The sequence below is a fragment of the Luteimonas sp. TWI596 genome, assembly GCF_039674105.1.
In the GTDB taxonomy this organism is placed as follows: Bacteria; Pseudomonadota; Gammaproteobacteria; order Xanthomonadales; family Xanthomonadaceae; genus Luteimonas.
On the sequence record NZ_JBDJMU010000007.1, the window covers coordinates 59,794 to 81,734 of the forward strand.

Genomic DNA, 21,941 nt, shown 5'->3' on the forward strand with positions numbered 1-21,941 from the left:
GGTTATCGGCGCAGCGCCGACGAAGTTGATCGCGATCGGTGCCACCACGCACGAGGCCCGGCGCAGGGCCGGGCCTTGTGGGTGTCACGTGTCGGCGGCGTCGATCAGAACTCCGCCCAGTCGGCCTCGGCCAGGGCGGGCGCGGCGGGGGCGCGTGTCGCCGGACGCGGCGCGGCCGGTGCCGGCTTGCGGGGCGACGGCGGGGAGGACCGCGTCGCCTGCACCGCGGGTGCGGCCACGGCCTGTCCTTCGATCCGCAGCATCGAGATCGCGTCGGCCAGGCCTGTCGCCTGTTCCTCCATCGCACGCGCGGCGGCCGAGGCTTCCTCGACCAGCGCGGCGTTCTGCTGGGTGGTCTCGTCCATCTGCACGATGGTCTGGTTGACCTGCTCGATGCCGGCGGCCTGTTCCTGCGAGGCGGCGGAGATCTCGGCCATGATGTCGGTCACGCGCTGCACGGATGCGACCATCTCGGCCATGGTCCGACCGGCCTGGCCTGCGAGCGCGGCGCCGCTGGCGACCTTGCCGGTGGAGTCGTCGATCAAGCCCTTGATCTCCTTGGCGGCATTGGCGCTGCGCTGGGCCAGGGTACGGACCTCGGAGGCGACGACTGCGAAACCGCGGCCCTGTTCGCCGGCACGCGCGGCCTCGACCGCGGCGTTGAGCGCGAGGATATTGGTCTGGAACGCAATGCCGTCGATGACCGAGATGATGTCGGCGATCTTGCGCGACGAGGCCTCGATGTCGGCCATTGTGGAGACGACCTGGCCGACGACTTCGCCGCCCTGGGAGGCGACGGTGGCCGCGCCCTGGGCGAGCTGGTTGGCCTGGCGGGCGTGGTCGGCGTTCTGGCGCACGGTGGAGGTGAGTTCCTCCATCGAGGCGGCGGTTTCTTCCAGGTTGGCCGCCTGCTGCTCGGTGCGGCGCGAGAGGTCGTCGTTGCCCGAGGCGATCTCGGTCGAAGCGGTGCCGATCGCGGCCGAGGCGTCCTGGATGCGGGCGACGATCGCGGTGAGCTGGGCGACGGTGGCATTGGCGTCATCGCGCATGCGGGCGAACACGCCGTGGAAGTCGCCGTCCATGCGCGCGGTCAGGTCGCCCGAAGCGAGCGCATTGAGCACATGCGAGACCTGCGCCAGGCTGACCGCATTGGCGTCGAGCAGACTGTTGAGCTGTTGCGCCAGCTGCAGGATGAAGCCGTGCTTGCCCTCCAGCGCGACGCGATGGTCGAGATCGCCGGCCGCGGCTGCGGACACGATGCGCGCGACTTCGGCCTCGACCCGGACTTCTCCGGTGCGATCGCGCCACTCGGCGATCAGACCGATGTCGCGGCCTTGCTCGTCGCGGATCGGCGAGATGATCTGCGCGATGCAGGCGTCCTGGTAGTGCATTTCGCGATGCGCGATGCCCTGTTCCTTGAGACTGGCGAGCACTCGCTGGTCCGGCTTGCCGTCCAGTTCGAACGTCGCCAGCGAGGCGCCGATCAGCGGCTTGGCCGGATCGAAGTGCGGCAGCTCGGCGGCGATGGCCTCGGCGTTGTCGCCCATCACCGTCTGCAGCGCGGGATTGACATAGAGGATGTCGAACTTCTCGTCGGTGACGATCATCCCGGTCGAGGCGCTGTCGAGGGCGGTGCGGATGCGCAGGTTCTCGTTGGCGATCTTCTGGTCGCGCTCGATCCGCTCGCGCAAGTCGTGCTGCATGCGCTGCATGGCCTTGAGCAGGTCGCCGATCTCGTCACGGCGGCTGGCGTCGATGCGGGTGTCGAGCTTGCCGCTGGCCACGTCGTTGGCGAACCCGACCGCTGAGCGGGTGGCAGCGGTGAGATTGCGCGCCATCAGCCAAGCGATGACCATGCCGCCGGTGATCCCGGCCAGCAGCATGACCGCCATCAGGATGCTCGAGCCGGCCTGCACCGCCTGGGCCTCCTCGCGGGCCTCGGTAGCCTGGCGGTCGGCCTCGCTCTGCAGCGCCTGCAGCGCGTTGCCGGCGGCCATGTGCAGATCGCGGGTGCGGCCGATGAAGGTGTCGGTGGCGTCGTCGGGCAGGTCGAGTTCGATCAGCTCGTTGACCTCGTGGTACGAGGCCTTGGCGTCGGTCCAGGCAGTCACGAAGCCGTCGTAGAGCTTGCGCTCTTCCGGAGAGACGATCAGCGGCGCGTACGACGCCATGTTCGCCTCGATCTGCTTTTCCATTGCCGCGGTGCGTTCGCGGGCATCGCGCTTGACCTGCTCGCTGGCGCGCACCAGGCCCAGGTACGAGGCCGCGCGGTACTCGCCGAGCAGGGCGCGCGTTTCGCCGACCGTGGTCAACGTCGGCAGCGTGTTGTCGGCCAGGTGGTCGGTGACGCTGTTGAGTGCGCGCAGGCCGACGAAGCCGCCCGCGCCCTGGGCGATCATCAGGACCAGGACGACGCCGAATGCCAGCATCAGTTTCGGTGCGAGCTTGAGATTCGAGAACCAGTGCATGCGGCAATCCCCCGTAGGCGGCCGGATGGAAAAACGGCCCGGATGCGGTCTGCGATCCGGGCGCGGGGCTTATTTGATGGTGGCGAGCTTGATGTCGCTGGGCGAGCTGACGGCGATCTCGGCGCGGCTGGCGTCGCGCTGGATGGTGCCCATGACGCAGACATCGCGCCCTTCCAGTTCCTCGGGTGAGGGACGGAAGCGGTCGCGCTGATCGCTGGGAATACGTGCCGAGAAGGTGTGGCGCGGGAACGCGCCGCCCATGTACAGAAACGTCGGCTGGCCCTCGGTGTTTTCGGCGAAGCGGGTCTTCTCGACCTTGCCGCAAACCATGCCGCTCTTGCCGACGAAGCGCACGGCCTGCTCGGGACGGATGGCCTCCTGGGCGAAGGCGGTCGAGGCGCCACCGGCCAGCAGCAACGCGGCCAGCAGGGAAGACGTCTTGCAGTGGATGGTCATGGTCTGCTCCTTGATCGATGGACGGCAGGCGCGAATGCGCCCGTGCCCGCCTCTATCGGCCGTGTACGGCCGGGCCTTGAGTGAAAGCTGTGTGATGAACGTCGCAAATCCGGATCACGCTGCCTGCGGGACCGCCAGTTCGGCGCTGTCGAGCAGGGTTTCGATGTCGAGCAGGATCAGCATGCGGTCGTCGAAGGTGCCGATGCCGGAGATGCAACGGGTGTCGATCGCCGCGCCAAACTCGGGCGTGGGCCGGATCTGCTCGGCCGACAGCGGCACCACGTCCGACACGCCGTCGACGACGATGCCCACGACGCGGTCGTCGACATTGAGCACGATCATCACCGTGAAGCTGTCATAGCGCGCCTGCGCCAGGCGCAGCTTCAGGCGCAGGTCGATCACCGGCACGATCGTGCCGCGCAGGTTGATCACCCCCTTGATGTAGTCCGGGGCATCGGGCAGGCGGGTGACCGCGTCGTAGCCGCGGATTTCCTGCACCTTGAGGATGTCGACGCCGTAGTGCTCCTCGCCCAGGGTGAAGGTGAGGTACTCGCCGGCGTTCTGGGGGTCGGGACTGCTCATCGATGCGCTCCTGCAGGCATGCCGCGCTCGCGCGCGTGTTCGGGTGTCCCGAGCGACATCGGCCGCGCGGCGGGCAACTTTAGGGCGCCGGGCCTACACCGCGCGGCGCAGCCGGGCATTGCGCTGGCGCTCGATCTGGAAGATGTAATGGAGGATCCGCCGCTGCGCGACCGGCGCCAGCGCCACGAAGCGGCAGCCGGCCCGCCAGCGCAGCCGCGGCCCGGTCTGCTCGCAGAAGCGGTGTGCAACGGCGACGGTCAAGGCAATCGGATCCGCATCGGGCAACCGCAACAGACAGCCATCGAGCGTGCGCCCGGGCGCAAAGCGCGGATCCTGCCCGTCGTCCATCGCGACCGCGAGCCCGCCGCCGCTCAGGTCCAGCACCCGCAGGCCGTCGTGCGACGACCCAGCCAGGTCGTCGCCATGCCCTGGATGCAGCGTCACGACGGCATCGAGCGGTGGCACCACGCGATACAGGTCGCGTCGCTGCAGGCGCAGCAGCGCCTGGGGCCAGGGCGCGATGAATGCCTGGCGGCCTTCGTGCAGGGCCGGCAGTGGTGTCGACAGCCGGAAGCGGATCTGGACGGCGTCGAGCCGGGTGTCGCAGACGAACTGGGTGCAGGCCGCGATCCTGCGGTTGAGCGCGTCCTGCCGGCTGGCATCGAGCACCAGGGTGCCGTCGTCGCCGACCGCGAGCAGCGCGGTCGGGCAGGACAGGTCGCCGGGCATCAGGCTGCCGCTGAGCGATGGCTGATCGCGCCCGCGTCGTGCGCACGGGCCATTCCGCGCTGCGCATCGATGACCGCGCGCAACTGGCCCTGCATCCGCTGCATCGCGGCGAGCAGTTGTCCGACCTCGTCGTGCCGGTCGACGACGATCTGCGTATCGAGCCGGCCGTCCGACACGTCATTGGCGACCTTGACCGCGCTGCCGACCGATCGTGACAGCGTCCGCGAGATCGCGATCGCCATCGCCGCGGCCAGCAGCACGAGAACCGCGATGCCGGCGATCATCGCAAGCAGACTGCTGCGATACACCGCATTGGCCTGGGCGATGTCGTCGGTCAGACGCCGGTCGTTGAACTGGGCCAGCGCGGCCATCGACTCGAACAGGTCGCGGCGCAGCGGCCGCGACTTCGCATCCGACACCGCCTGCGCGGCCGCGCCGTCGCCAGCGGCCAGCGCCTGCTCGATTTCGCGACGGGCCTCGAAGTAGGCCGCCAGTCGTGCGGTCATCTCGCCGTACATCCGACGCTCCTCGTCGACAAGCGGCAGGCCTTCGTACAGCCCGCGCTGCTCGGCGATGATCTGCTCGATTCCGGCCAGGCGTTGATCGTAGTCGCGCACGGCCTCGAGGTCGTCGAGGCGCCCAAGCTGCGCCAGTTCGTACATCCGGTACTCGCCCAGTTGCGAACGGATCTCGCCCAGGTACTGCACGGCCGGCATGTCATCGAGGCTGACCTTCTGCAGTTCGGCATTGATGCCGCCCAGCCGGCTCAGGGCGAAGGCCCCCAGTCCCGCCGACAACAGCACGATCACAGTGAAAGCGACCGCCAGTTTTCGGGCGATCGACAGGTTGTTCAACCATCTCATTGGAGATCTCCGGATACGACAAAGGACGCGGGCAGGTGTTGGTCATCACCTGGAGCGCGTCCTTCGCGTCACGACTAGCGGCCGGAAACAGAGCGACTTGACGGGCGAAACCACTATTTTCTGCAAGTGCTGCAGGTGTGATTCACGTCGCGGAAATGAATGTGCACATGATGTGAAGTGCGGTGGGGCGGGCGCTGTTCGCGCAGCGGATGCGGGCCGCAGATGCGCTGGCGTCAGGCCGCCTGCGGCAGGCGCAGCGACCGGGCCAGTCCGCCGACATCGACGATCAGCGCGACCCGGCCATCGCCGAGGATCGTGGCACCGGAGATGCCATCGACACGGCGATAGTTGTTTTCCAGGTTCTTGACCACGACCTGCTGCTGGCCGATCAGTTCGTCGACCTCGAGCGCCAGCTTCTGGCCGTCGCCCTCGACCACGACCACCAGCGGATCGGCGCCTTGCGGCTGGCCGTAGCGATAGTGCGTGTTGAGCGAGACCAGCGGCAGGTACTCGCCGCGCACGCGCAGGACGCGGCCCTCGCCAGCGAGGCTGCGGATGTCCTCGGCCTGCGGCTGCAGCGCTTCGATCACGTAGGTCAGCGGCAGGATCAGGGTCTCCTCGCCGACGGCCACGCTCATGCCGTCGAGGATGGCGAGGGTCAGCGGCAGGCGGATCACCACCCGTGTGCCGTGACCGGTGCGGCTCTCGAGCTGGACCTCGCCGCCGAGCGCCTGGATGTTGCGCCGGACCACGTCCATGCCGACGCCGCGCCCCGACAGGTCGGTCACCGCATCGGCAGTCGAGAAGCCGGCCTGGAAGATCAGGTCCCAGACCTGCGCGTCGGTCGGTGACTCGGGCACGGCCAGGCCGCGCTCGGCGGCCTTGGTCAGGATCCGTTCGCGGTCCAGACCGCGGCCGTCGTCGGCGACCTCGATGACGATATGGCCGCCCTGGTGCGAGGCGGCAAGCGTGATCGTGCCGGCCTCGTCCTTGCCGGCGGCGCGGCGCGCGTCGGGCAGCTCCAGACCGTGGTCGATCGCGTTGCGAACCAGGTGCACCAGGGGGTCGGCGATCTTCTCAATCAGGCCCTTGTCGAGCTCGGTGCCTTCGCCCAGGGTGCGCAGGCGCACCTGCTTGCCCAGCCGCGTGGACAGGTCGCGCACCAGGCGCGGGAAGCGCCGGAACACCGCATCGACCGGCAGCATGCGCACGCCGATGACCGCTTCCTGCAGGTCGCGGGTGTTGCGTTCGAGCAGGTCGAGCCCGGCGAACAGGCGTTCGCTCAACGCCGGGTCGAGGGCGGCGGACACCTGCTTGAGCATGGCCTGGGTGATCACCAGTTCGCCGACCAGGTTGATCAGGCCGTCGATCTTGTCGGTGCTGACCCGGATCGAGCTCTCGGGCTCGTGGGCGCTCGCGGCCGGGGCAGCCGTGCCGGTGGCGCTCGAACCCGCCGGGGTGGTGGGCGTCGGGTCCGGGCCGGGCGCGGAGGTGGGCGCCACGGGCGTCGCGGCAGCGGCGGCCGCCATCGGGCGGATGTCGAGCGTGCAGTCGTCCTCGACCCAGGCGAACACGTCGTCGACGGCGCTGCGCGGCACCGCGCCGATCAGGCCCAGGTCCCAGGCCAGATACGCTTCGAGCGGATCGAGTTGGCCGAAGCCGGGCAGGCGTTCCATCCGGCAGGCGACGTCGAGCGGCGCCAACTGGTCGAGCTCGCGGATGATGCGCAACGGGTCGTTGCCGCTCATGAACATCGACGGCGCAGGCGTGAACCCGATCTGCCAGCCGGTCGGCGCGGCGGTGGGCTCGACCGCGGGCGTGGCCGATGCGGTGGCCGCGACCGGCGCCGGCGCCGCGGCGCCCGACAGCACGGCCTCGAGTCGGGCCTGCACGGCGACCGCGGCGGCCGGGTCGGCGGGCTGGCCGGTCTCGGCTTCGGCCAGCAGGGCGCGCAGCACATCGACCGAGGCCAGCATCGCGTCGGTCGCCGCGGCATCGACGCTGCGCTTGCCGGCGCGCAGTTCGTCGAGCAGCGTTTCGAGCACGTGGGTGAGGGCGGCGACGGCGTCGAATCCGAACGTCGCGGCGCCGCCCTTGATCGAGTGCGCCGCGCGGAAGATCGAGTTCACCAGCTCCGGGTCCTGGTCGCCCTGCTCGAGTTGCAGCAGCCCGGCTTCCATCGCCTCCAGGCCTTCCCGGCTTTCTTCGAAGAACGTGGCGTGAAAGCGCTGCATGTCCATGTTCATGGGCTGACCTGGATTTCGAGGCGGAAGGCGGGCGTCAGCCCAGGACTTTCTGGACGGTGGCGACGAGCTGGTCGGGGTTGAACGGCTTGACCAGCCAGCCGGTCGCACCGGCGGCCTTGCCTTCGGCCTTCTTGTCGGTGGCCGACTCGGTGGTGAGCATCAGCATCGGCACGAACTTGTAGTCGGGCAGGCCGCGCAGGGCGCGGATCAGGGCGATGCCGTCCATGTTGGGCATGTTGACGTCGGTCACCACGGCGTTGAACCGCTGGCCCTGCGCGCGTCCCAGAGCGACCTGGCCATCTTCGGCTTCTTCGACCGAGAAGCCGGCCGAGGTCAGGGCGAAGGAGACCATCTGGCGCATCGAGGCCGAATCGTCCACTACCAGAATGCGTGCGCTCATGCGGCGTTCTCCACTGTGCTTGCGTTTGAATTGTGACGGGGGGTGCCGGGCAGTCCCAGCGAGTGGCCGATTCCCAGCAGCCGGATGGCGTCGAGCAGCGCGGCGCTGCTGTCGCGCAGTGCGGTGCGCCGGCCCGCGGCGTTGCGGCTGGCGAAGAACGCGCACAGCACCTGCAGGCCGGCGGTGTGCACGCGTCGCACTTGGGCGCCGTCCAGCAGCACGTCCTGGTCCTGGGCCAGGTGGGGCTCGAGCCGTGCCTTGAGGGCGGCGCTGGTCTCGATGCCGAGATCCTCGCCCAGGTCCACGGTGGTCATCGCGTCTCCGCAAAGTAGGGGGTTACGACGGGTTAGCGGCAGCGATGGGGCGAGCTTTAGCGCGATGCCTTTTCGCATGCGGTAACGGGAAGCGTCTACTTCGGACGGCTTCCGGCCGGCGGGCTGCTCTCCATCCGAAGCGAAGCGTTTCAGGCGCGTCTCGATGGCGGAACGCGAGGCTCAGCGGGCGGTGTAGAGCGGCATCGACAGCAGTCGGGAGGCGTCGAGCAGCAGCATGACCGCGCCGCCGAGCCGCGCAATGCCGCGGATGCGGTGATCGCCGACCGGGGCGAGGCGGGAGGTGTGCGCGCCTTCGATCTGAGCATCGGACACCACGGCCACGTCCTCGACCGTGGACACGCGCAGGCCGAGCGTGTCGCCGTGCTCCTCGAGCACGACGATCCGCGTCGCCGGCGTGTCCTCGACCGCCGCGTCGCCCAGTTGCAGGCCCAGGTCGATCACCGGCACGACCTGGCCGCGCAGGTTCATCAACCCGGCCAGGCACGGCGAGGCGCCGCGCACCGGCAGCAGCGGGGCCGGCAGCACGACCTCGCGGATCTTCAGCAGCTCCAGGCCGTAGACCTGGCCGCCGCAGCGCAGCCGCAGCCAACGGGCCTGGCGCTCGCTGCTGCGTCGTGGCGCTGGGAGGTCGGCGCGGGCCGCTGCGCTCGCGACGCGCGGCGGGGCTGGGGCTGGGGCTGGGGCTGGGGCGGGGGCGGGGGCGGGGGCGGTCGTTGCGGCGGCTGCCGGCTGCGCGCGCGCTGCCGGCGCAGGCACTGCTGGACGTGGCCGCGCTGCGGGGGGCGCCGGTGGGGGCGGCAGTACTGGCGTCTGCGCCGGCGTCGGGCTCGGCGCAGCGGGCACGGGCGCTGCCGCGGAGGCCGCCGGGGCCGGCGCGGCCGACAGCAGCACGCCGAGGTAGTCGTCGACGACCTCGGCGGCGTTCATGCTGCGTGCTCCAGCGCCTGGTCTTCGGCCAGCAGCCAGTCGAGCGCGCGGCCGTAGGCCGAGAATGCGCGGCCCGGCGGATGGCCGTTGACCACCTGCTGGGCGAGTGCGTCGGCGTTGCTGAGCTGGGTGTCGACCGGCACCGCCTCGTCCCAGATCTTGCCCGCGTACTCGTCCTGCAACTGCGCCAGGGTCTCGCGTCCGATGCGGGTGCGGCGGTCGTACATGGTCGGCACCACCGAGACCGGCAGCGGGCGTTGCCGGGAGCGTTCGACCATCTCGGCCGTGCGCACCATGCCGGCCAGGCCGTAGAGCGCCAACGGTTCGCATTGCGTGGGCACGATCACCCGGTCGGCCGCCGCCAGGGCGTTGACCATCAACAGGCCGAGCGTCGGCGGGCAGTCGAGCAGGATCGCATCGTGGCCGCCGGTGTGCCGGGTGATCGCCTGCGACAGCGCCAGGCCCAGGCCCGGCTGGGTCGCGCTGCGGCGTTCGAGCGTTGCCAGCGCGGTCTGCGCGCAGACGTAGTCCAGGCCCTCGGTCGGCGAGGCGCGCATCAGCGAAGCCAGGCTCGAGGGCGGGGTGGCGAACAGGTCGGCCACGCCGGCAGGCGGGGGGTCGGTCGGGATGCCGAACGCGCGGGTGAGCGAGGCATGCGGGTCGAGATCGACCAGCAGCACGCGCAGTCCGCGCGCGACCATCGCGCGGCCGAGGGCCAGGGTGGTCGTGGTCTTGCCGACGCCGCCTTTCTGGTTGGCGATCGCCCAGACGCGCATCAGGTCTCTCCTCGGGGATGGGGGGGCAGGGAATCGGGAGCGTGGTCGGCGGCGACCGCGGGGATGGCATCGATCGCAATCGGCTGCGCAGGCGCCGGGCCGCCGATCGGCTGGCCCTGGGTCGACTCCGGCTCGGCCAGCACCATCAGCACCACGCGCCGATTGGCGTTGCGGCCGGCCTCACTGGTGTTGTCGGCCTTGGGGCGCTGTTCGCCGTAGCCGACCATCACCAGCCGCTCGGGCGCCAGGCCCTCGCGCACGAACAGGTGCACCACGCTGGCCGCGCGTGCGGCCGACAGCTCCCAGTTCGACGGAAACTGCGCGGTGCGGATCGGACGGTCGTCGGTGTAGCCCTCGATCCGGATCGGATTGGGCAGCCCGCGCAGCACCGCGGCCAGCCGGCCGAGCAGGGATTGCGCGCCGAAGTCGAGCGTCGCCGAGCCGCTGGGGAACAGGATGTCGCTGTTGATCTCCACCTCCAGCCAAAGATCCGCGCGGCGCACGGTGATCAGCCGCGCATGCACCATCTCCGACAGTGCGTCCTCGAGCTGCAGCGCGATGCGCGCCAGTTGCTGGCGCGAGGCCGCACGTGCCGCGCGGTCGGCGCCGTCGTCGATGCGGTCGCTGCGCATCTTCGATTCGAGCATCGGCTGCAGTGGTGAATCGAGCACCGGCGAGGCGCTGCCCGGTCCGCGCCGCGCACCGCCGGGAATCGGCACCGGGGCCTTGAGGCTGGCATCGCGGTAGACGTTGTCGCCGACCTGGATCGGGTCGATCGTCCGCGGCGTGCCGCTGAAGGCATTCGCCAGCGAACTGGCCATTACCCGGTACTTGCCCTCGTTGAGCGAGGACACCGCATACATGACCACGAAGAACGCCAGCAGCAGCGTCATCAGGTCGGCGTAGGGGATCGCCCAGGCCTCGTGGTTGGCGTGTTCCTCGTGGTGGACGCGTCGTGCCATCGTCGCCGGCTCAGTGCAGGAAGCCGGCCAGACGGGCCTCGATGTTGCGCGGATTCTCGCCCTGGGCGATCGCGATCAGACCCTCGATCGCCAGCTCGCGCTCGCCGCTGCGGCGGCCGATCACGCTCTTGAGTTTGGAGGCGACCGGTAGGAAGAACAGGTTGGCCGAGGCGATGCCGTAGATGGTGGCGGTGAAAGCGGCGGCGATGCCGTGGCCGAGCTTGGACGGGTCGGCGAGGTTCTTCATCACCGCGATCAGCCCCAGCACCGCGCCGACGATGCCGAGCGTGGGCGCGTAGATGCCCATGCTCTCGAACACCTTCGCCGCGGCCAGGTCCTGCTGTTCCTCGCCGTGCAGCTCGATCTCGAGCATGTGCCGGATGGCTTCCGGTTCGACGCCGTCCACCAGCATCTGCAGCCCCTTGCGCAGGAACGGGTCGCTCTGCGACTCGACATAGGCCTCCAGGCCCAGCAGCCCCTGCTTGCGCGAGACGTTGCTCCATTCGAGCAGTTGCGCGATCAGCGCGCCGCGGTCGGCGGTGGGTGGACGGATCGTCCAGCGCAGGATCCGCATCGCACGCTTGAACACGCTCGGCGGTGTGTGCAGCAGGATCGAGGCCAGCGTGCCGACGATCACGATCACGAACGCGGCCGGCGACCACAGCGCGCCGAGCCCGGCACCCTTGAGGATGCTGCCGCCCACCAGGGCGGCAAGGGCGAGCACGAGTCCGACGACGCTGAAAAGGTCCATGATCGCGATATCGGCGCCGGCCGCGGCGACTTGAGCGGCGCGCGGGGGGTCAGGGGCCGCGCAGCGCGTCCACGTCGAGGATCAGCGCGAGCCGTCCATCGCCGATCAGCGTCGCACCGGCGTAGCCAGGCAGGCCGCGCAACGCGCGCGGCAGCGGCTTGATGACCACCTCTTCGCGCCCGCGCACTTCGTCGACGACCAGGCCGAAGCGACTGTCGCCCCGCTGCAACACCACGATGGTCAGCAAGGCGGCTTCCAGCGCAGGCCGGTCGAGCCAGTGCCGCAGATCGAGCAGCGAGAGCGTGTGCGAGCGACGGTCGAGTGCGGCGCGGCCATCGAACCAGTTGACCGTGCGCGCCGGTGCATGCAGTACCTCCTGCACACGGGCCAGCGGCAGGGCGTAGGCGTCGCCGGCCGCGTGCACCAGCAGCGTCGGCAGGATCGCCAGCGTCAGCGGCACCCGCAGCGTGAAGCGGCTGCCGCGACCGAGTTCGGACTGCACCTGGATCTGCCCGCCGAGCTCGCGGATCCGCGACTGCACCACGTCCATGCCGACGCCGCGGCCGGAGATGTCGCTGACCTCGGCGCGGGTCGACAGGCCGGCCAGGAAGATCAGGTGCAGGCATTCCTCGGCGTTGAGGCGCGCGGCCGACTCGGCGTCGATCAGGCCTTTTTCGCGGGCCTTGGCGCGCAGGCGCTCGGGGTCGATGCCGGCACCGTCGTCCTGGACCTCGATGCCGACGTAATCGCCCTGCTGCTGGGCGATCAGCCGGACCTTGCCGGCGCGCGGCTTGCCGGTCGCCTCGCGCAGCTCGGGCGTCTCCACGCCATGGTCGATCGCGTTGCGGACCAGGTGGATCAGCGGGTCGGCCAGCGCCTCGACGAGGTTGCGGTCGAGCTCGGTGTCGGCGCCGACCAGCTCCAGGTCCACTTCCTTGTCGAGCGCGCGGGCGACATCGCGGGCGACCTTCGGAAACCGCGAGAACACCTTGCCGACCGGTTGCATGCGCGTGCGCATGACCGCGCCCTGCAGGCGTGCGGTGGCGTTGTCGAGGGTGGCGACCGCGCGGTCGAGATCCTCGTCGCGCAGGCGCGCGCGCAAGGTCTTGAGGCGGTTGCGGGCCAGCACCAGTTCGCCGACCAGATCGACGATCGCGTCGAGCCGGCGGGTGTCGACGCGGACGGTCTGCTCGCGTTCGGCGGGTGCCTGCGTGGTGCCCGGCTTGGCCGGCGCCGGCGGCGCGGCGCGCGGTGCAGGCGCGGCGGCAGGGGGCGGTGCCGCCACCGCGGCGGCTGCGGGGGCTGGCGCCGCACCGGGCGCGTGCGCGCCATGCAACTGGTCGAGCAGCGCTTCGAATTCGTCGTCGTCGATGATGTCGCCGCCCGCGGCCGGTGCGGCGGCGACCGGCGCAGCGCCCGGGGCGGCCTTGCCGTGCAACTGATCGAGCAGCGCTTCGAACTCAGCGTCGTCGATCGGGTCGTTCGGGCCTGGCGCGGGTGCGGACGCCGATGCGCCAGGCGCGGCGCTGCCGTGCAACTGGTCGAGCAGCGCCTCGAACTCGTCGTCGTCGATCATCCCGCTGCCCGCCGTGGCCGGCGCGGCGGCGGTCGGGGCCACGCGGGCGGCCGGGGCGGGCGCCGCGGGTGCGGCGGTGTCGAGCGCGAAACCGGCGATCAGCTCGGGCGGCGCGTGCGGCACGTCGTCGCCGCTCTCGACCGCATCCACCATCGCCTGCAGCCAGTCGAGCGACTGCTGCGCGGCGTCGAAGTGCCGCGGCAGCAGGGTCGCTGCGCCCGAGCGTGCGGCACCCAGCGTTTCCTCCGCGGCATGGCACAGCTCCACCAGCGCGGTCGCACCGAGGAAGCCGGCGCCGCCCTTGAGGGTGTGGAAGGCCCGGAAGACCGCGTTGAGCTGTTCGCGGTCGTCAGGCGTCTGCTCCAGCTCGACCAGTTGCCCGCCCAGATCGACGAGCAGCTCGCGCGCTTCGAGCACGAAATCGGCGGCGATGTCGGGCGAGAACTGCATCGCTCACAGTCCCAGGCGCGAGAGCAGGTCGTCGGCGTCGTCCTGGCCGACGGTGCCGCTGTCGAGCCCAGCGACCGCCGGGCCGGCGGCTCGCAGGCGGTCCTGCTCGCCGTCGGCGGGCGGCAGCCCAAGTGCGCCCAAGCCCTCGTGCACACCGCGTACGATGCCGGCCACGCGCCGAATGATCTGCCCGCCCAGGTCCTGGTGGCTTTGCGCCAATGCCATCTCACGCAGGTTCTCGCGCAGCGCGTCGATGGTCGCGGTCTGCGCAGCGTCGAGCGTGCCGGCGCGCAACTGGGCGACGTGCGCGCGGCTGTCGTCGATCAAATCGAGCGTGCGGTGCGTGGCCTGCTCGGTCATCGTCACCACGTGGTCGAGACGAGCGCAGGCATCATCCAGCCCTCCCTGCGCGGGCGCGGCCGGTAGGGTGTCGAGCGCCTGCGCCAGTTCGCGCGCCAACCGCCCCAGGCCGTCGACGAGGGTGCGTGCGCGGGCGGCGGCGAGCGCGTCGACCTGGCGGCGCCAGCCGGCCTCGTCGCCGCGTTCGAGCGCTTCGAGTGCGTCGTGCAGCAGCCCGGCGAGCTGGCTGCGGTCGGTGGTCGCCGCGGCGGTCGCGGTCACGCCGCGCTCCCCAGGCGCTCGAAGATCTTGCCCAGCTTCTCCGACAGCGTCTGCGCGGTGAACGGCTTGATGATGTAGCCGTTCACGCCGCTCTGCGCGGCCTCGATGATCTGCTCGCGCTTGGCCTCGGCGGTGACCATCATCACCGGCAATGCGCGGAACTTGGGGTCGGCGCGGATCGTGCGCAGCAATTCGATGCCGGTCATGCCGGGCATGTTCCAGTCGGTGATGACCAGGTCGACCGCATCCTGGCGCAGCACGGCCATCGCGCTGTTGCCGTCCTCGGCTTCGACGGTGTTGTTGAAGCCCAGGTCCGACAACAGGTTCTTGACGATGCGGCGCATCGTCGAGAAGTCGTCGACCACGAGGATACGGATGTTCTTGTTCAAAGCGGGCTCCACGGGAGGGGCATCAGTCGGCGTTGCCGATGCCGGTATCTGCAAGTTCGAAGGCGGACAGGCGGCCGCGCAGGCGCACCACGGCCTGGCCGTGGATCTGGCACACGCGCGATTCGCTCACGCCAAGCACCGCGCCGATTTCCTTGAGGTTGAGTTCCTGTTCGTAGTACAGCGACAGCACCAGTTGCTCGCGCTCGGGCAACAGTTTGATCGCCGCGGCCAGTTCCCGGCCGAACTCGCTGCGCACCAGTTGCTCCTGCGGCGTCGGTCCGCCGTCGCGGTTGGCCGGCTCGACCTCACCGTGGTCCTCGACGTGCGAGTCCAGGCTCAATACCTGGCCGCGGGCGGCATCTTCGAGCAGGCGTTGGTAGTCGGCGAGCGGCATCTGCAGCTTGGCCGCCACCTCCTGCGCGCTGGCAGCGCGGCCGCTGGCCTGCTCGATCTCGCGGATCGCGGCAGCGGCCTCGCGGGCGCGGCGATGGACCGAGCGGGGCACCCAATCGCCGCGGCGGATCTCGTCGATCATCGCGCCGCGGATGCGGATCGAGGCATAGGTCTCGAACGAGGCGCCCTGTTCGGCGTCGTAGCTGCGCGAGGCCTCGAGCAGCCCGATCATGCCGGCCTGGATCAGATCGTCGATCTCCACGCTGGCGGGCAGCCGGGCGGCGATGTGATGGGCGATGCGGCGGACCAGTTCGGCGTGCACCACGACCGGGTCCGGTGCGCTGGTGCGCTGGACGGCCTGGTACTGGCGGGCAGCGGCGTTCATGCCGCCGCTCCCTGGCGCAGCAGGCGATCGACGAAGAACTCGACGTGGCCGCGCGGCGCGGTCGGCGCCTGCCAGCGCGCGACGCGACGTGCGATGTCCACCAGCGCCTGCGACGACGGGCTGCCCGGGTAGGCGCGCACCACCGCCTGCTGGCGCTGGACTGCGGCGCGCAGCCATTCGCATTGCGGCACCGCGCCCAGGTAGTTCAGCGAGACGTCGCCGATGAACCGCTCGCACACGCGCACCAGCTTGTCGTACAGCGCGCGGCCTTCCTGCGGGCTGCGCACCATGTTGGCCACGACCTGGACCCGGTCCAGGCCGCGCTCGCGCGCGAGCACCTTGATCAGCGCATAGGCGTCGGTGAGCGAGGCCGGTTCGTCGCAGACCACGACCACCGCATCCTGCGCGGCCTGGCAGAAGGTCAGCACCGAATCGGTAATACCGGCAGCGGTATCGATCACCAGCACATCGAGCTCGCGCTGCAGGTCATTGAAGACGTTGACCAGCCCGGCGTGCTCGATCGGGCGCAGTTCGGCCATGTGCCGGCGGCCGGAGGCGGCGGGCACGATCAGCACGCCCGCCGGGCCCTCGATGATCGCCTCGTCGAGCGTGCAGCGCCCGGCGACGAGATCGGCCAGCGTGAAGCGGGGCGACAGACCCAGCAGCACATCGAGATTGGCTAGGCCCAGGTCGGCGTCGAGCAGCATCGTGCGCTGGCCCATGCCGGCCAGTGCAATAGCGAGGTTGGCCGACACGTTGGTCTTGCCCACGCCGCCCTTGCCGCCGGTGACGGCGAGGGTGCGGACGGGCGCAAACGGGGCGGGAGCGGGCAGGTCAGGCGACGGCATGGTGGGGCTTCTGGGCGTCGGGGTCGTGGAGATCGTGCGTGGGGACAATCGGCTTATCGGCATCGCGGCGGAGATCTTCAAGCCGCAATGCGAGATGGGCGGCATTGGCGCGATGCAGATCGTCGGGAATGCGCTGGCCGTCGGCGATCCAGGTCAGCGGCAGGGCGTGGTCGACGGCGACCGACAGCACGCTGCCCAGGCGCCCGGTCTCGTCGAGCTTGGTCAGCACCGCGCCCTGCGGGCGGGCGCCCTCGAAGCGGCGGACGACCTCGTCGAGGTCGGCGAAATGGGTGTTGGCCGGCAGCACCAGCAGGGTGCGGATCTGGCGGGCGGCGCGCAGCCAGTGCAGCTGGCCGGCCAGGGCGCGGTCGCGTTGGCTCAACCCGGCGGTGTCGACCAGCACTAGACGGTAGTCGCGCAGGCGCTGCAGCAGCTGGACCAGGCCGGTCTCGCTGTCGGCTTCGTGGACCGCGATGCCGAGCTGCCGGCCGTAGCTGTGCAGCTGTTCGCGGCCGCCCACGCGCACCGTGTCGGTGGTCACCAGTGCGACATCGCGGGCCTGGTGGCGGGCGACGTAGCGCGCGGCGAGCTTGGCGATGGTCGTGGTCTTGCCGGCGCCGGTCGGGCCGACCAGTGCGATGACGCCAGCCTCCTCCAGCGGGTCGATCGGACAGATCGGCAGGCGCTTGGACAGCAAGGCCAGCATCAGACCACGGACGCGGTGGGCCGGGGTGTCGGCCGGCACCTGGAGGGCGATGTCGCGGGTGATGCCGGCATCGAAGCCGTAGTCGTCCATCAGCTCCATGACCTGGCCGCGGGCCGGGGACCCGCGCAGGCGCTCGTCGGTCAGGCGCGCCATCTCGCGCTCGATCATCTGTCGCATCTGCACCAGTTCTTCGCGCATCTGCGCCAGCTCGCCGTCGCTGGCCGGCGCCGGCGGCGCGGGCACGGCGACAAGTGCGGGCGGCGGGGCGCTCGGCATCGCGGTGTGTGCGATAGGCACGGCCACCTCCGGCGAGGGCGTGGTCGGCATAACGGGGGGCTGCGACGGAATCCCGTCGTCTTCTGCCTCCACTCTCGTTGCGGGCACTCGACGGCGTCCGAGCAGTTCGGCAAACGACGGAAATCCGGCGCCGGCGTCCGCGACCTCGGCCTGCAAGGCCTCGGCAATTGGCGCGGAGGGTGGGGCGGCGGGGGGCGTGCTGGGCACCGCCTGCGGCGATGCCGCCGCCTCGCTCGGCGCCAGCGCACGCAGCCAGCGTTCGGCGGGCGAGTCGTTCCGGGTCTGGGCCGCCTGCGGTTGCGGCGGCTCGGTCGGCGGCGGAGCCGTCGGTGCCTCGCGCCGCTGCGCCTCATCGAGGGCGCGCTGGACCACACTCTCGTCGTAGTTGCTGGCCGCCACGATCTCCACACCCTCGTCGGTGCGGCGATTGGACAGGATCACGGCGTCGGGTCCGTGCGCGGCCCGCACCATCTGCAAGGCGCTGCGCATGTCGGCGGCGACGAAACGGCGGATGTTCATGGGCGGGGGCCGGAAATGGAGAAGGGGGCATGCGGCCTGGCGCAGGCGAAGGGATCGCTTCGCTCGGGGCGGCCTTGGGGGGCGCTGGGCTGTCGTGTGTGCATCGTGCGTTCTCCGTGGCGGGGCACCGCGTTGACGATGCCCCAGTCCCTACAACCAAGTCCCGCGCTTCAACTGATCGTCCCCAGCAACTTGAGCCGCTTGTCTTCGGGGACTTCGGTGTAGGCCAGCACCGACAGGGTCGGGACGCTGTGCCGGACCAGGCGCGCGAGCGCGGCGCGGACCTGGCCGGGGACCAGCACCACCGCCGGCTCGTTCCTGGCCTCCTGCTGGCCGGCGCAGTCGGCCAGGCTCTGCTGCAGGCGTTCGGCCAGGCCCGGCTCCAGCGCGGCCCCGGTCCCTTGCGCGGAATCCTGCAAGACGCGTTCCAGCGCCGGTGCCAGCGTGTAGACCGGCAACTCGGGCGCCGGGCCGGCGATCTCCTGGACGATGAAGCGGCCCAGCGCGTTGCGGACCGCGGCCGTCAGCTGGCCGGGGTCCTGGGTGTGCGCGGCATGCTCGACCAGCGCCTCGGCGATGCGGCGTAACTGCCGCACCGGAATGCGCTCGACGAGCAGGTTCTGCAGCACCCGCACCACCACCGCCAGCGGCAGCGCCTTGGGCGTGAGGTCCTCGGCGAGCTTGGGTGCGCTGCGCGCCAGGGTGGCCAGCAACTGCTGGACTTCCTCGTGCCCGAGCAATTCGGGTGCCTGTTCGCGGACCAGATGCGAGAGGTGGGTCGCGACCACGGTCGCTGGATCGACCACGGTGTAGCCCGAGGCCTCGGCCTGGGCGCGCTGGATCGGCAGGATCCACAGCGCGTCGAGCCCGAACGCCGGGTCCTTGCCCGGAATGCCCTCGATCGGTTGCAGCGCGCCGCCCGGGTCGAGCGCCAGCAGGCGGTCGGGATGCACCTCGGCGGTCGCCACCGGCACGCCGTGGACCAGCAGCCGATAGGCGGTGGGCGACAGTTCGAGGTTGTCGCGGATGTGCACCGGCGGAATCAGAAAGCCGATGTCCTGCGTGAGCTTGCGACGCACGGCCTTGATCCGCGCCATCAGTTCGCCGCCCTGGGCCTTGTCGACCAGCGGGATGAGGCGATAACCGACTTCCAGGCCGAGCGGATCGACCGGGCGCAGGTCGTCCCAGCCCAGCTCGGCATTGGCGGCCTGTTCGGGCGCGGGCAGCGCGGCGTCCGGCGCTGCCGCAGCACGCTCGGCCGCCAGGCTGCGCTTGCGCATCGTCCAGGCGCCATAGCCGACCAGCGCAGCCAGGGTCAGGAAAGCGAGGTTGGGCATGCCCGGCACCAACCCGACCACCAGCAGAATGACCGCCGCGATCGCCAGCGCCCGGTACTGGCCGAACACCTGGCCGGTCACCGCGCCGCCCATGTCCTGCGCACGCGAGGCGCGGGTGACCAGCAGCGCGACCGCCGAGGACACCAGCAGCGACGGCAACTGCGACACCAGGCCGTCGCCGATCGACAGCAGGGTGTAGGTCGCCGCCGCATCGCCGAACGGCATGCCGTGCTGGAGCATGCCGATCGCCAGGCCGCCGATGATCGTCACGAACAGAATCAGGATGCCGGCGATCGCATCGCCGCGGATGAACTTGCTGGCGCCGTCCATTGCGCCGTAGAAGTCGGCCTCCTGCCGGACTTCTTCGCGTCGGGCCTTGGCGTCCTCGCGCGTCAGCAGGCCGGCATTGAGGTCGGCGTCGATCGCCATCTGCTTGCCGGGCATCGCATCGAGGATGAAGCGCGCGGTGACTTCCGAAACCCGGCCCGCCCCCTTGGTGATGACCATGAAGTTGATGATCGTCAGGATCGCGAACGCGACGATGCCGACCGCGAAGTTGCCGCCGACGACGAACTCGCCGAACGATTCGATCACGTTGCCGGCCGCCCCCGGGCCGTTCTGGCCGTGCAGCAGGATCACGCGCGTGGAGGCCACGTTCAATGCCAGGCGCAGCATCGTGGTCATCAACAGCACGATCGGGAAGATGCTGAAGTCCAGCGGGCGCTGGACGTAGACGACCGCCAGCAGCACGACCAACGAAATCGCGATGTTGAAGCTGAAGAGCACGTCGAGCGCGAATGGCGGCAACGGCACCACCACCATCGCCAGCAATGCCAGCACCAGCAGCGGCGCGCCCAGCCCGTGACGCAGCATGTCGAACAGGCGCTTGGGACCGGACTGCATCACCGCGCTCACGGCCGGGCTCCGTCGCCGGACGCGGCCTCATCGACCTCCACCGCCGACAGCTCGGGATAGGGCTGGCCCGGCGTCCAGTTGCGCAGCTGATACACGTAGGACAGCACCTGGGCGACGGCGGCGTAGAGCTTCACGGGGATTTCCTGACCGATCTGCGCCTCCCGATACAAGACCCGTGCCAGCGGCGGCGCGGCGACCAGCGCGATGCGGTGCCGCTCGCCCACGGCGCGGATGCGCAGCGCCATTTCGTCGACGCCCTTGGCGATCACTTTGGGCGCGCGCATCGCCTCGCCCTCGTACTTGAGCGCGACCGCGTAGTGCGTGGGATTGACCACGATCACATCGGCGCCAGGCAGGTCTTCCATCATCCGCCGCTGCGACAGCTGCTGCTGCATCTGGCGGATGCGGCCCTTGACCTCCGGTCGGCCCTCGCTTTCCTTCATCTCCTCGCGCAGTTCCTGCCGCGTCATCTTCAGCTTCCGCCGCCAGTTCCATTTCTGGTACGGCGCGTCGAGCAAGGCCAGCAGCAGCAAGGCTGCGGAGGTGGCCATCAGCATCCACAGGGCGAAGCCGAGCCCGGCGCCGGCCGCGGCCTCGAGCGGCTGGTCGAGCATGCTGCGAAGACGATGCAGTCCCGGCCACAGGAACAGCGCGGCCGCGGTGCCGACCAGGGCCACGCGCAACAGCGATTTGAGCAGTTCGGCCGCGCCCTCGGGCCCGTAGATGCGCTTGAGGCCGGCCAGCGGGTTGAGCTTCTTCAGGTCGGGGATCAGCCCTTTGGTCGAGGCGTTGAATCCGCCCATCAGCGCCGGCGCGACCAGGCAGGCGAGCAGCAGCACCAGCAGCAGCGGCGCCAGCAGCCACAGAAAGCCGAGCATCAGCTGGCCGGCATGGCCGAACAGCCTCTGCGGCGATTCGAGCATCGCCAGATCAGGCGTCAGTGCCGCGCGCATCCAGTCGAGCGCCCGCGCCGACAGGCCGCCGCCGGTGGCCAGCAGCATGCACACGCCCGCGCCGAACACCGCCACGGTCGACAGTTCGCGCGAGCGTGGGACGTTGCCCTTCTCGCGCGCATCGCGCAATCGTTTTTCGCTTGGCTGTTCGGTCTTTTCCTGACCGTCTTCGTTCTCGGCCATCGTTGCCGGCGTCGCAAGTACCCGACAGGGCGCTGCAAGTCATATGCCGCGCCGGACCGGCCGCCTCAACGCCCCAGCGGCACGCGTCCGGCAGCGTCGAAGGCCATGTCGAAGAGCCGCTGGATCGGCGGCCCGAGTTCTCCGGCCAGCACCGAGATCAGCAGCAGGCCCACGAGCACCGAGATCGGCAGCCCGAGCTGGATCGGATTGAGCGCCGGTGCGGCGCGCGACAGGACGCCGAAGGCGAGATTGACCGCGAGCATCGCGACCATGACCGGCAACGCCAGCGAGACCGCACCGCGCAGCACCAGCGCGAAGAACTCGGGCGCCACGCGCAGTGTGGCGTCCAGCTCGGGCAGCGCGGTACCGACCGGCAGCGCCTCGTAGCTGCGCACCAGCAGCGCGATCAGGGCGAGGTGGCCGTTGGCCGCGAAGAACAGCAGGCCGAAAGCGAGATAGAACCACTGGCTGATGATCCCGGAGTTGACCCCGCGCATCGGGTCGCTCATCTGTGCGAACGACAGGCCGGTGCCCTGGGAGATCAGTTCGCCGGCCAGCGCCCCGGCCTCGAACACCAGCCGCAGCATGAACCCCATCGCCGCGCCGACTGCGAGCTCGCGGCCAATCGACAGCACGGTGGCGGCATCGAAGCCGCTCCAGGCCGGCGGCGCGGGCAGGATCGGCGCCAGCGCCAGGCTCATCGCCAGCGCGACCATAACCCGGATCCGCGCCGGAAGCGCGCGCGTACCGATCATCGGCATCGCCATCAGCAGCGCGCCCACCCGCAGCGCGGTCCACAGCAACGCACCGATCATGCCGAAGGCCGCCTGGCCGTCGATCGCCGTCTGCGTGGCGGCATCCATCAGCGGGGGCC

The 21,941-nt window shown here is 70.4% G+C and carries 20 protein-coding genes and 1 pseudogene; all 21 read right to left on the reverse strand.

The features are described from left to right. Positions 1-104 precede the first annotated feature (104 nt). Complete coding sequence (locus tag ABE487_RS07155; RefSeq protein ID WP_346452875.1) at positions 105-2,468, reverse strand: methyl-accepting chemotaxis protein; 2,364 nt, start codon at positions 2,466-2,468, stop codon at positions 105-107. A gap of 69 nt (positions 2,469-2,537) precedes the next feature. Beyond that, positions 2,538-2,924 carry a hypothetical protein gene (locus ABE487_RS07160; RefSeq protein ID WP_346445834.1) on the reverse strand — a complete coding sequence of 129 codons (387 nt, stop codon included), beginning with the start codon at positions 2,922-2,924 and terminating at the stop codon, positions 2,538-2,540. 114 nt (positions 2,925-3,038) lie between these two features. Continuing rightward, positions 3,039-3,506 carry a chemotaxis protein CheW gene (locus ABE487_RS07165; protein ID WP_346445835.1) on the reverse strand — a complete coding sequence of 156 codons (468 nt, stop codon included), beginning with the start codon at positions 3,504-3,506 and terminating at the stop codon, positions 3,039-3,041. A gap of 93 nt (positions 3,507-3,599) precedes the next feature. Beyond that, positions 3,600-4,235: a flagellar regulator YcgR PilZN domain-containing protein gene (locus ABE487_RS07170; protein ID WP_346452876.1), complete on the reverse strand. Its 636-nt coding sequence runs from the start codon at positions 4,233-4,235 to the stop codon at positions 3,600-3,602. Then, positions 4,235-5,098: an MCP four helix bundle domain-containing protein gene (locus ABE487_RS07175; RefSeq protein WP_346452877.1), complete on the reverse strand. Its 864-nt coding sequence runs from the start codon at positions 5,096-5,098 to the stop codon at positions 4,235-4,237. Before ABE487_RS07175 ends, ABE487_RS07170 begins: the two co-directional genes overlap by 1 nt. Before the next feature lie 233 nt (positions 5,099-5,331). After that, positions 5,332-7,344 carry a chemotaxis protein CheA gene (locus ABE487_RS07180; RefSeq protein WP_346452810.1) on the reverse strand — a complete coding sequence of 671 codons (2,013 nt, stop codon included), beginning with the start codon at positions 7,342-7,344 and terminating at the stop codon, positions 5,332-5,334. A gap of 34 nt (positions 7,345-7,378) precedes the next feature. Further along, positions 7,379-7,744, reverse strand: a complete 366-nt coding sequence (locus ABE487_RS07185; protein ID WP_346444845.1) for a response regulator — start codon at positions 7,742-7,744, stop codon at positions 7,379-7,381. Then, positions 7,741-8,058, reverse strand: a complete 318-nt coding sequence (locus tag ABE487_RS07190; RefSeq protein ID WP_346444843.1) for an STAS domain-containing protein — start codon at positions 8,056-8,058, stop codon at positions 7,741-7,743. The genes ABE487_RS07185 and ABE487_RS07190 overlap by 4 nt, the downstream gene beginning before the upstream one ends. Positions 8,059-8,238: 180 nt before the next feature. After that, positions 8,239-8,787: pseudogene (locus ABE487_RS07195) on the reverse strand (chemotaxis protein CheW); the annotation flags it as partial. 215 nt (positions 8,788-9,002) lie between these two features. Next, a complete protein-coding gene (locus tag ABE487_RS07200; RefSeq protein ID WP_346442614.1) occupies positions 9,003-9,782 on the reverse strand; it encodes a ParA family protein in 780 nt (259 codons plus the stop codon). Then, on the reverse strand, positions 9,782-10,744 hold the full coding sequence (gene motD, locus ABE487_RS07205) for a flagellar motor protein MotD (RefSeq protein ID WP_346451899.1): 963 nt from the start codon (positions 10,742-10,744) through the stop codon (positions 9,782-9,784). Before motD ends, ABE487_RS07200 begins: the two co-directional genes overlap by 1 nt. Before the next feature lie 10 nt (positions 10,745-10,754). Continuing rightward, positions 10,755-11,495: a flagellar motor protein gene (locus ABE487_RS07210; RefSeq protein WP_183426873.1), complete on the reverse strand. Its 741-nt coding sequence runs from the start codon at positions 11,493-11,495 to the stop codon at positions 10,755-10,757. 49 nt (positions 11,496-11,544) lie between these two features. After that, positions 11,545-13,521 carry a chemotaxis protein CheA gene (locus ABE487_RS07215; protein ID WP_346442609.1) on the reverse strand — a complete coding sequence of 659 codons (1,977 nt, stop codon included), beginning with the start codon at positions 13,519-13,521 and terminating at the stop codon, positions 11,545-11,547. A 3-nt stretch (positions 13,522-13,524) separates the two neighbouring features. Beyond that, positions 13,525-14,142, reverse strand: coding sequence for a protein phosphatase CheZ (locus ABE487_RS07220; protein WP_346442608.1), 618 nt, complete (start codon positions 14,140-14,142; stop codon positions 13,525-13,527). Next, entirely contained in the window at positions 14,139-14,531 is a 393-nt protein-coding gene (gene cheY / locus ABE487_RS07225) for a chemotaxis response regulator CheY (protein WP_346442606.1), read from the reverse strand. The genes ABE487_RS07220 and cheY overlap by 4 nt, the downstream gene beginning before the upstream one ends. Positions 14,532-14,553: 22 nt before the next feature. Further along, positions 14,554-15,309, reverse strand: a complete 756-nt coding sequence (locus tag ABE487_RS07230; protein WP_346442604.1) for an RNA polymerase sigma factor FliA — start codon at positions 15,307-15,309, stop codon at positions 14,554-14,556. Continuing rightward, on the reverse strand, positions 15,306-16,157 hold the full coding sequence (locus tag ABE487_RS07235; RefSeq protein WP_346442602.1) for a MinD/ParA family protein: 852 nt from the start codon (positions 16,155-16,157) through the stop codon (positions 15,306-15,308). The genes ABE487_RS07230 and ABE487_RS07235 overlap by 4 nt, the downstream gene beginning before the upstream one ends. Further along, the gene (flhF, locus tag ABE487_RS07240; RefSeq protein ID WP_346451897.1) at positions 16,144-17,679 is read right to left on the reverse strand and encodes a flagellar biosynthesis protein FlhF; all 1,536 of its coding nucleotides are present in this window, start codon (positions 17,677-17,679) and stop codon (positions 16,144-16,146) included. The genes ABE487_RS07235 and flhF overlap by 14 nt, the downstream gene beginning before the upstream one ends. A 170-nt stretch (positions 17,680-17,849) precedes the next feature. Continuing rightward, a complete protein-coding gene (gene flhA, locus ABE487_RS07245; protein ID WP_346442627.1) occupies positions 17,850-19,919 on the reverse strand; it encodes a flagellar biosynthesis protein FlhA in 2,070 nt (689 codons plus the stop codon). A gap of 8 nt (positions 19,920-19,927) precedes the next feature. Beyond that, on the reverse strand, positions 19,928-21,067 hold the full coding sequence (gene flhB / locus ABE487_RS07250; RefSeq protein ID WP_346442598.1) for a flagellar biosynthesis protein FlhB: 1,140 nt from the start codon (positions 21,065-21,067) through the stop codon (positions 19,928-19,930). A 65-nt stretch (positions 21,068-21,132) separates the two neighbouring features. After that, a complete protein-coding gene (fliR, locus tag ABE487_RS07255; RefSeq protein ID WP_346442597.1) occupies positions 21,133-21,930 on the reverse strand; it encodes a flagellar biosynthetic protein FliR in 798 nt (265 codons plus the stop codon). Positions 21,931-21,941: the final 11 nt, after the last annotated feature.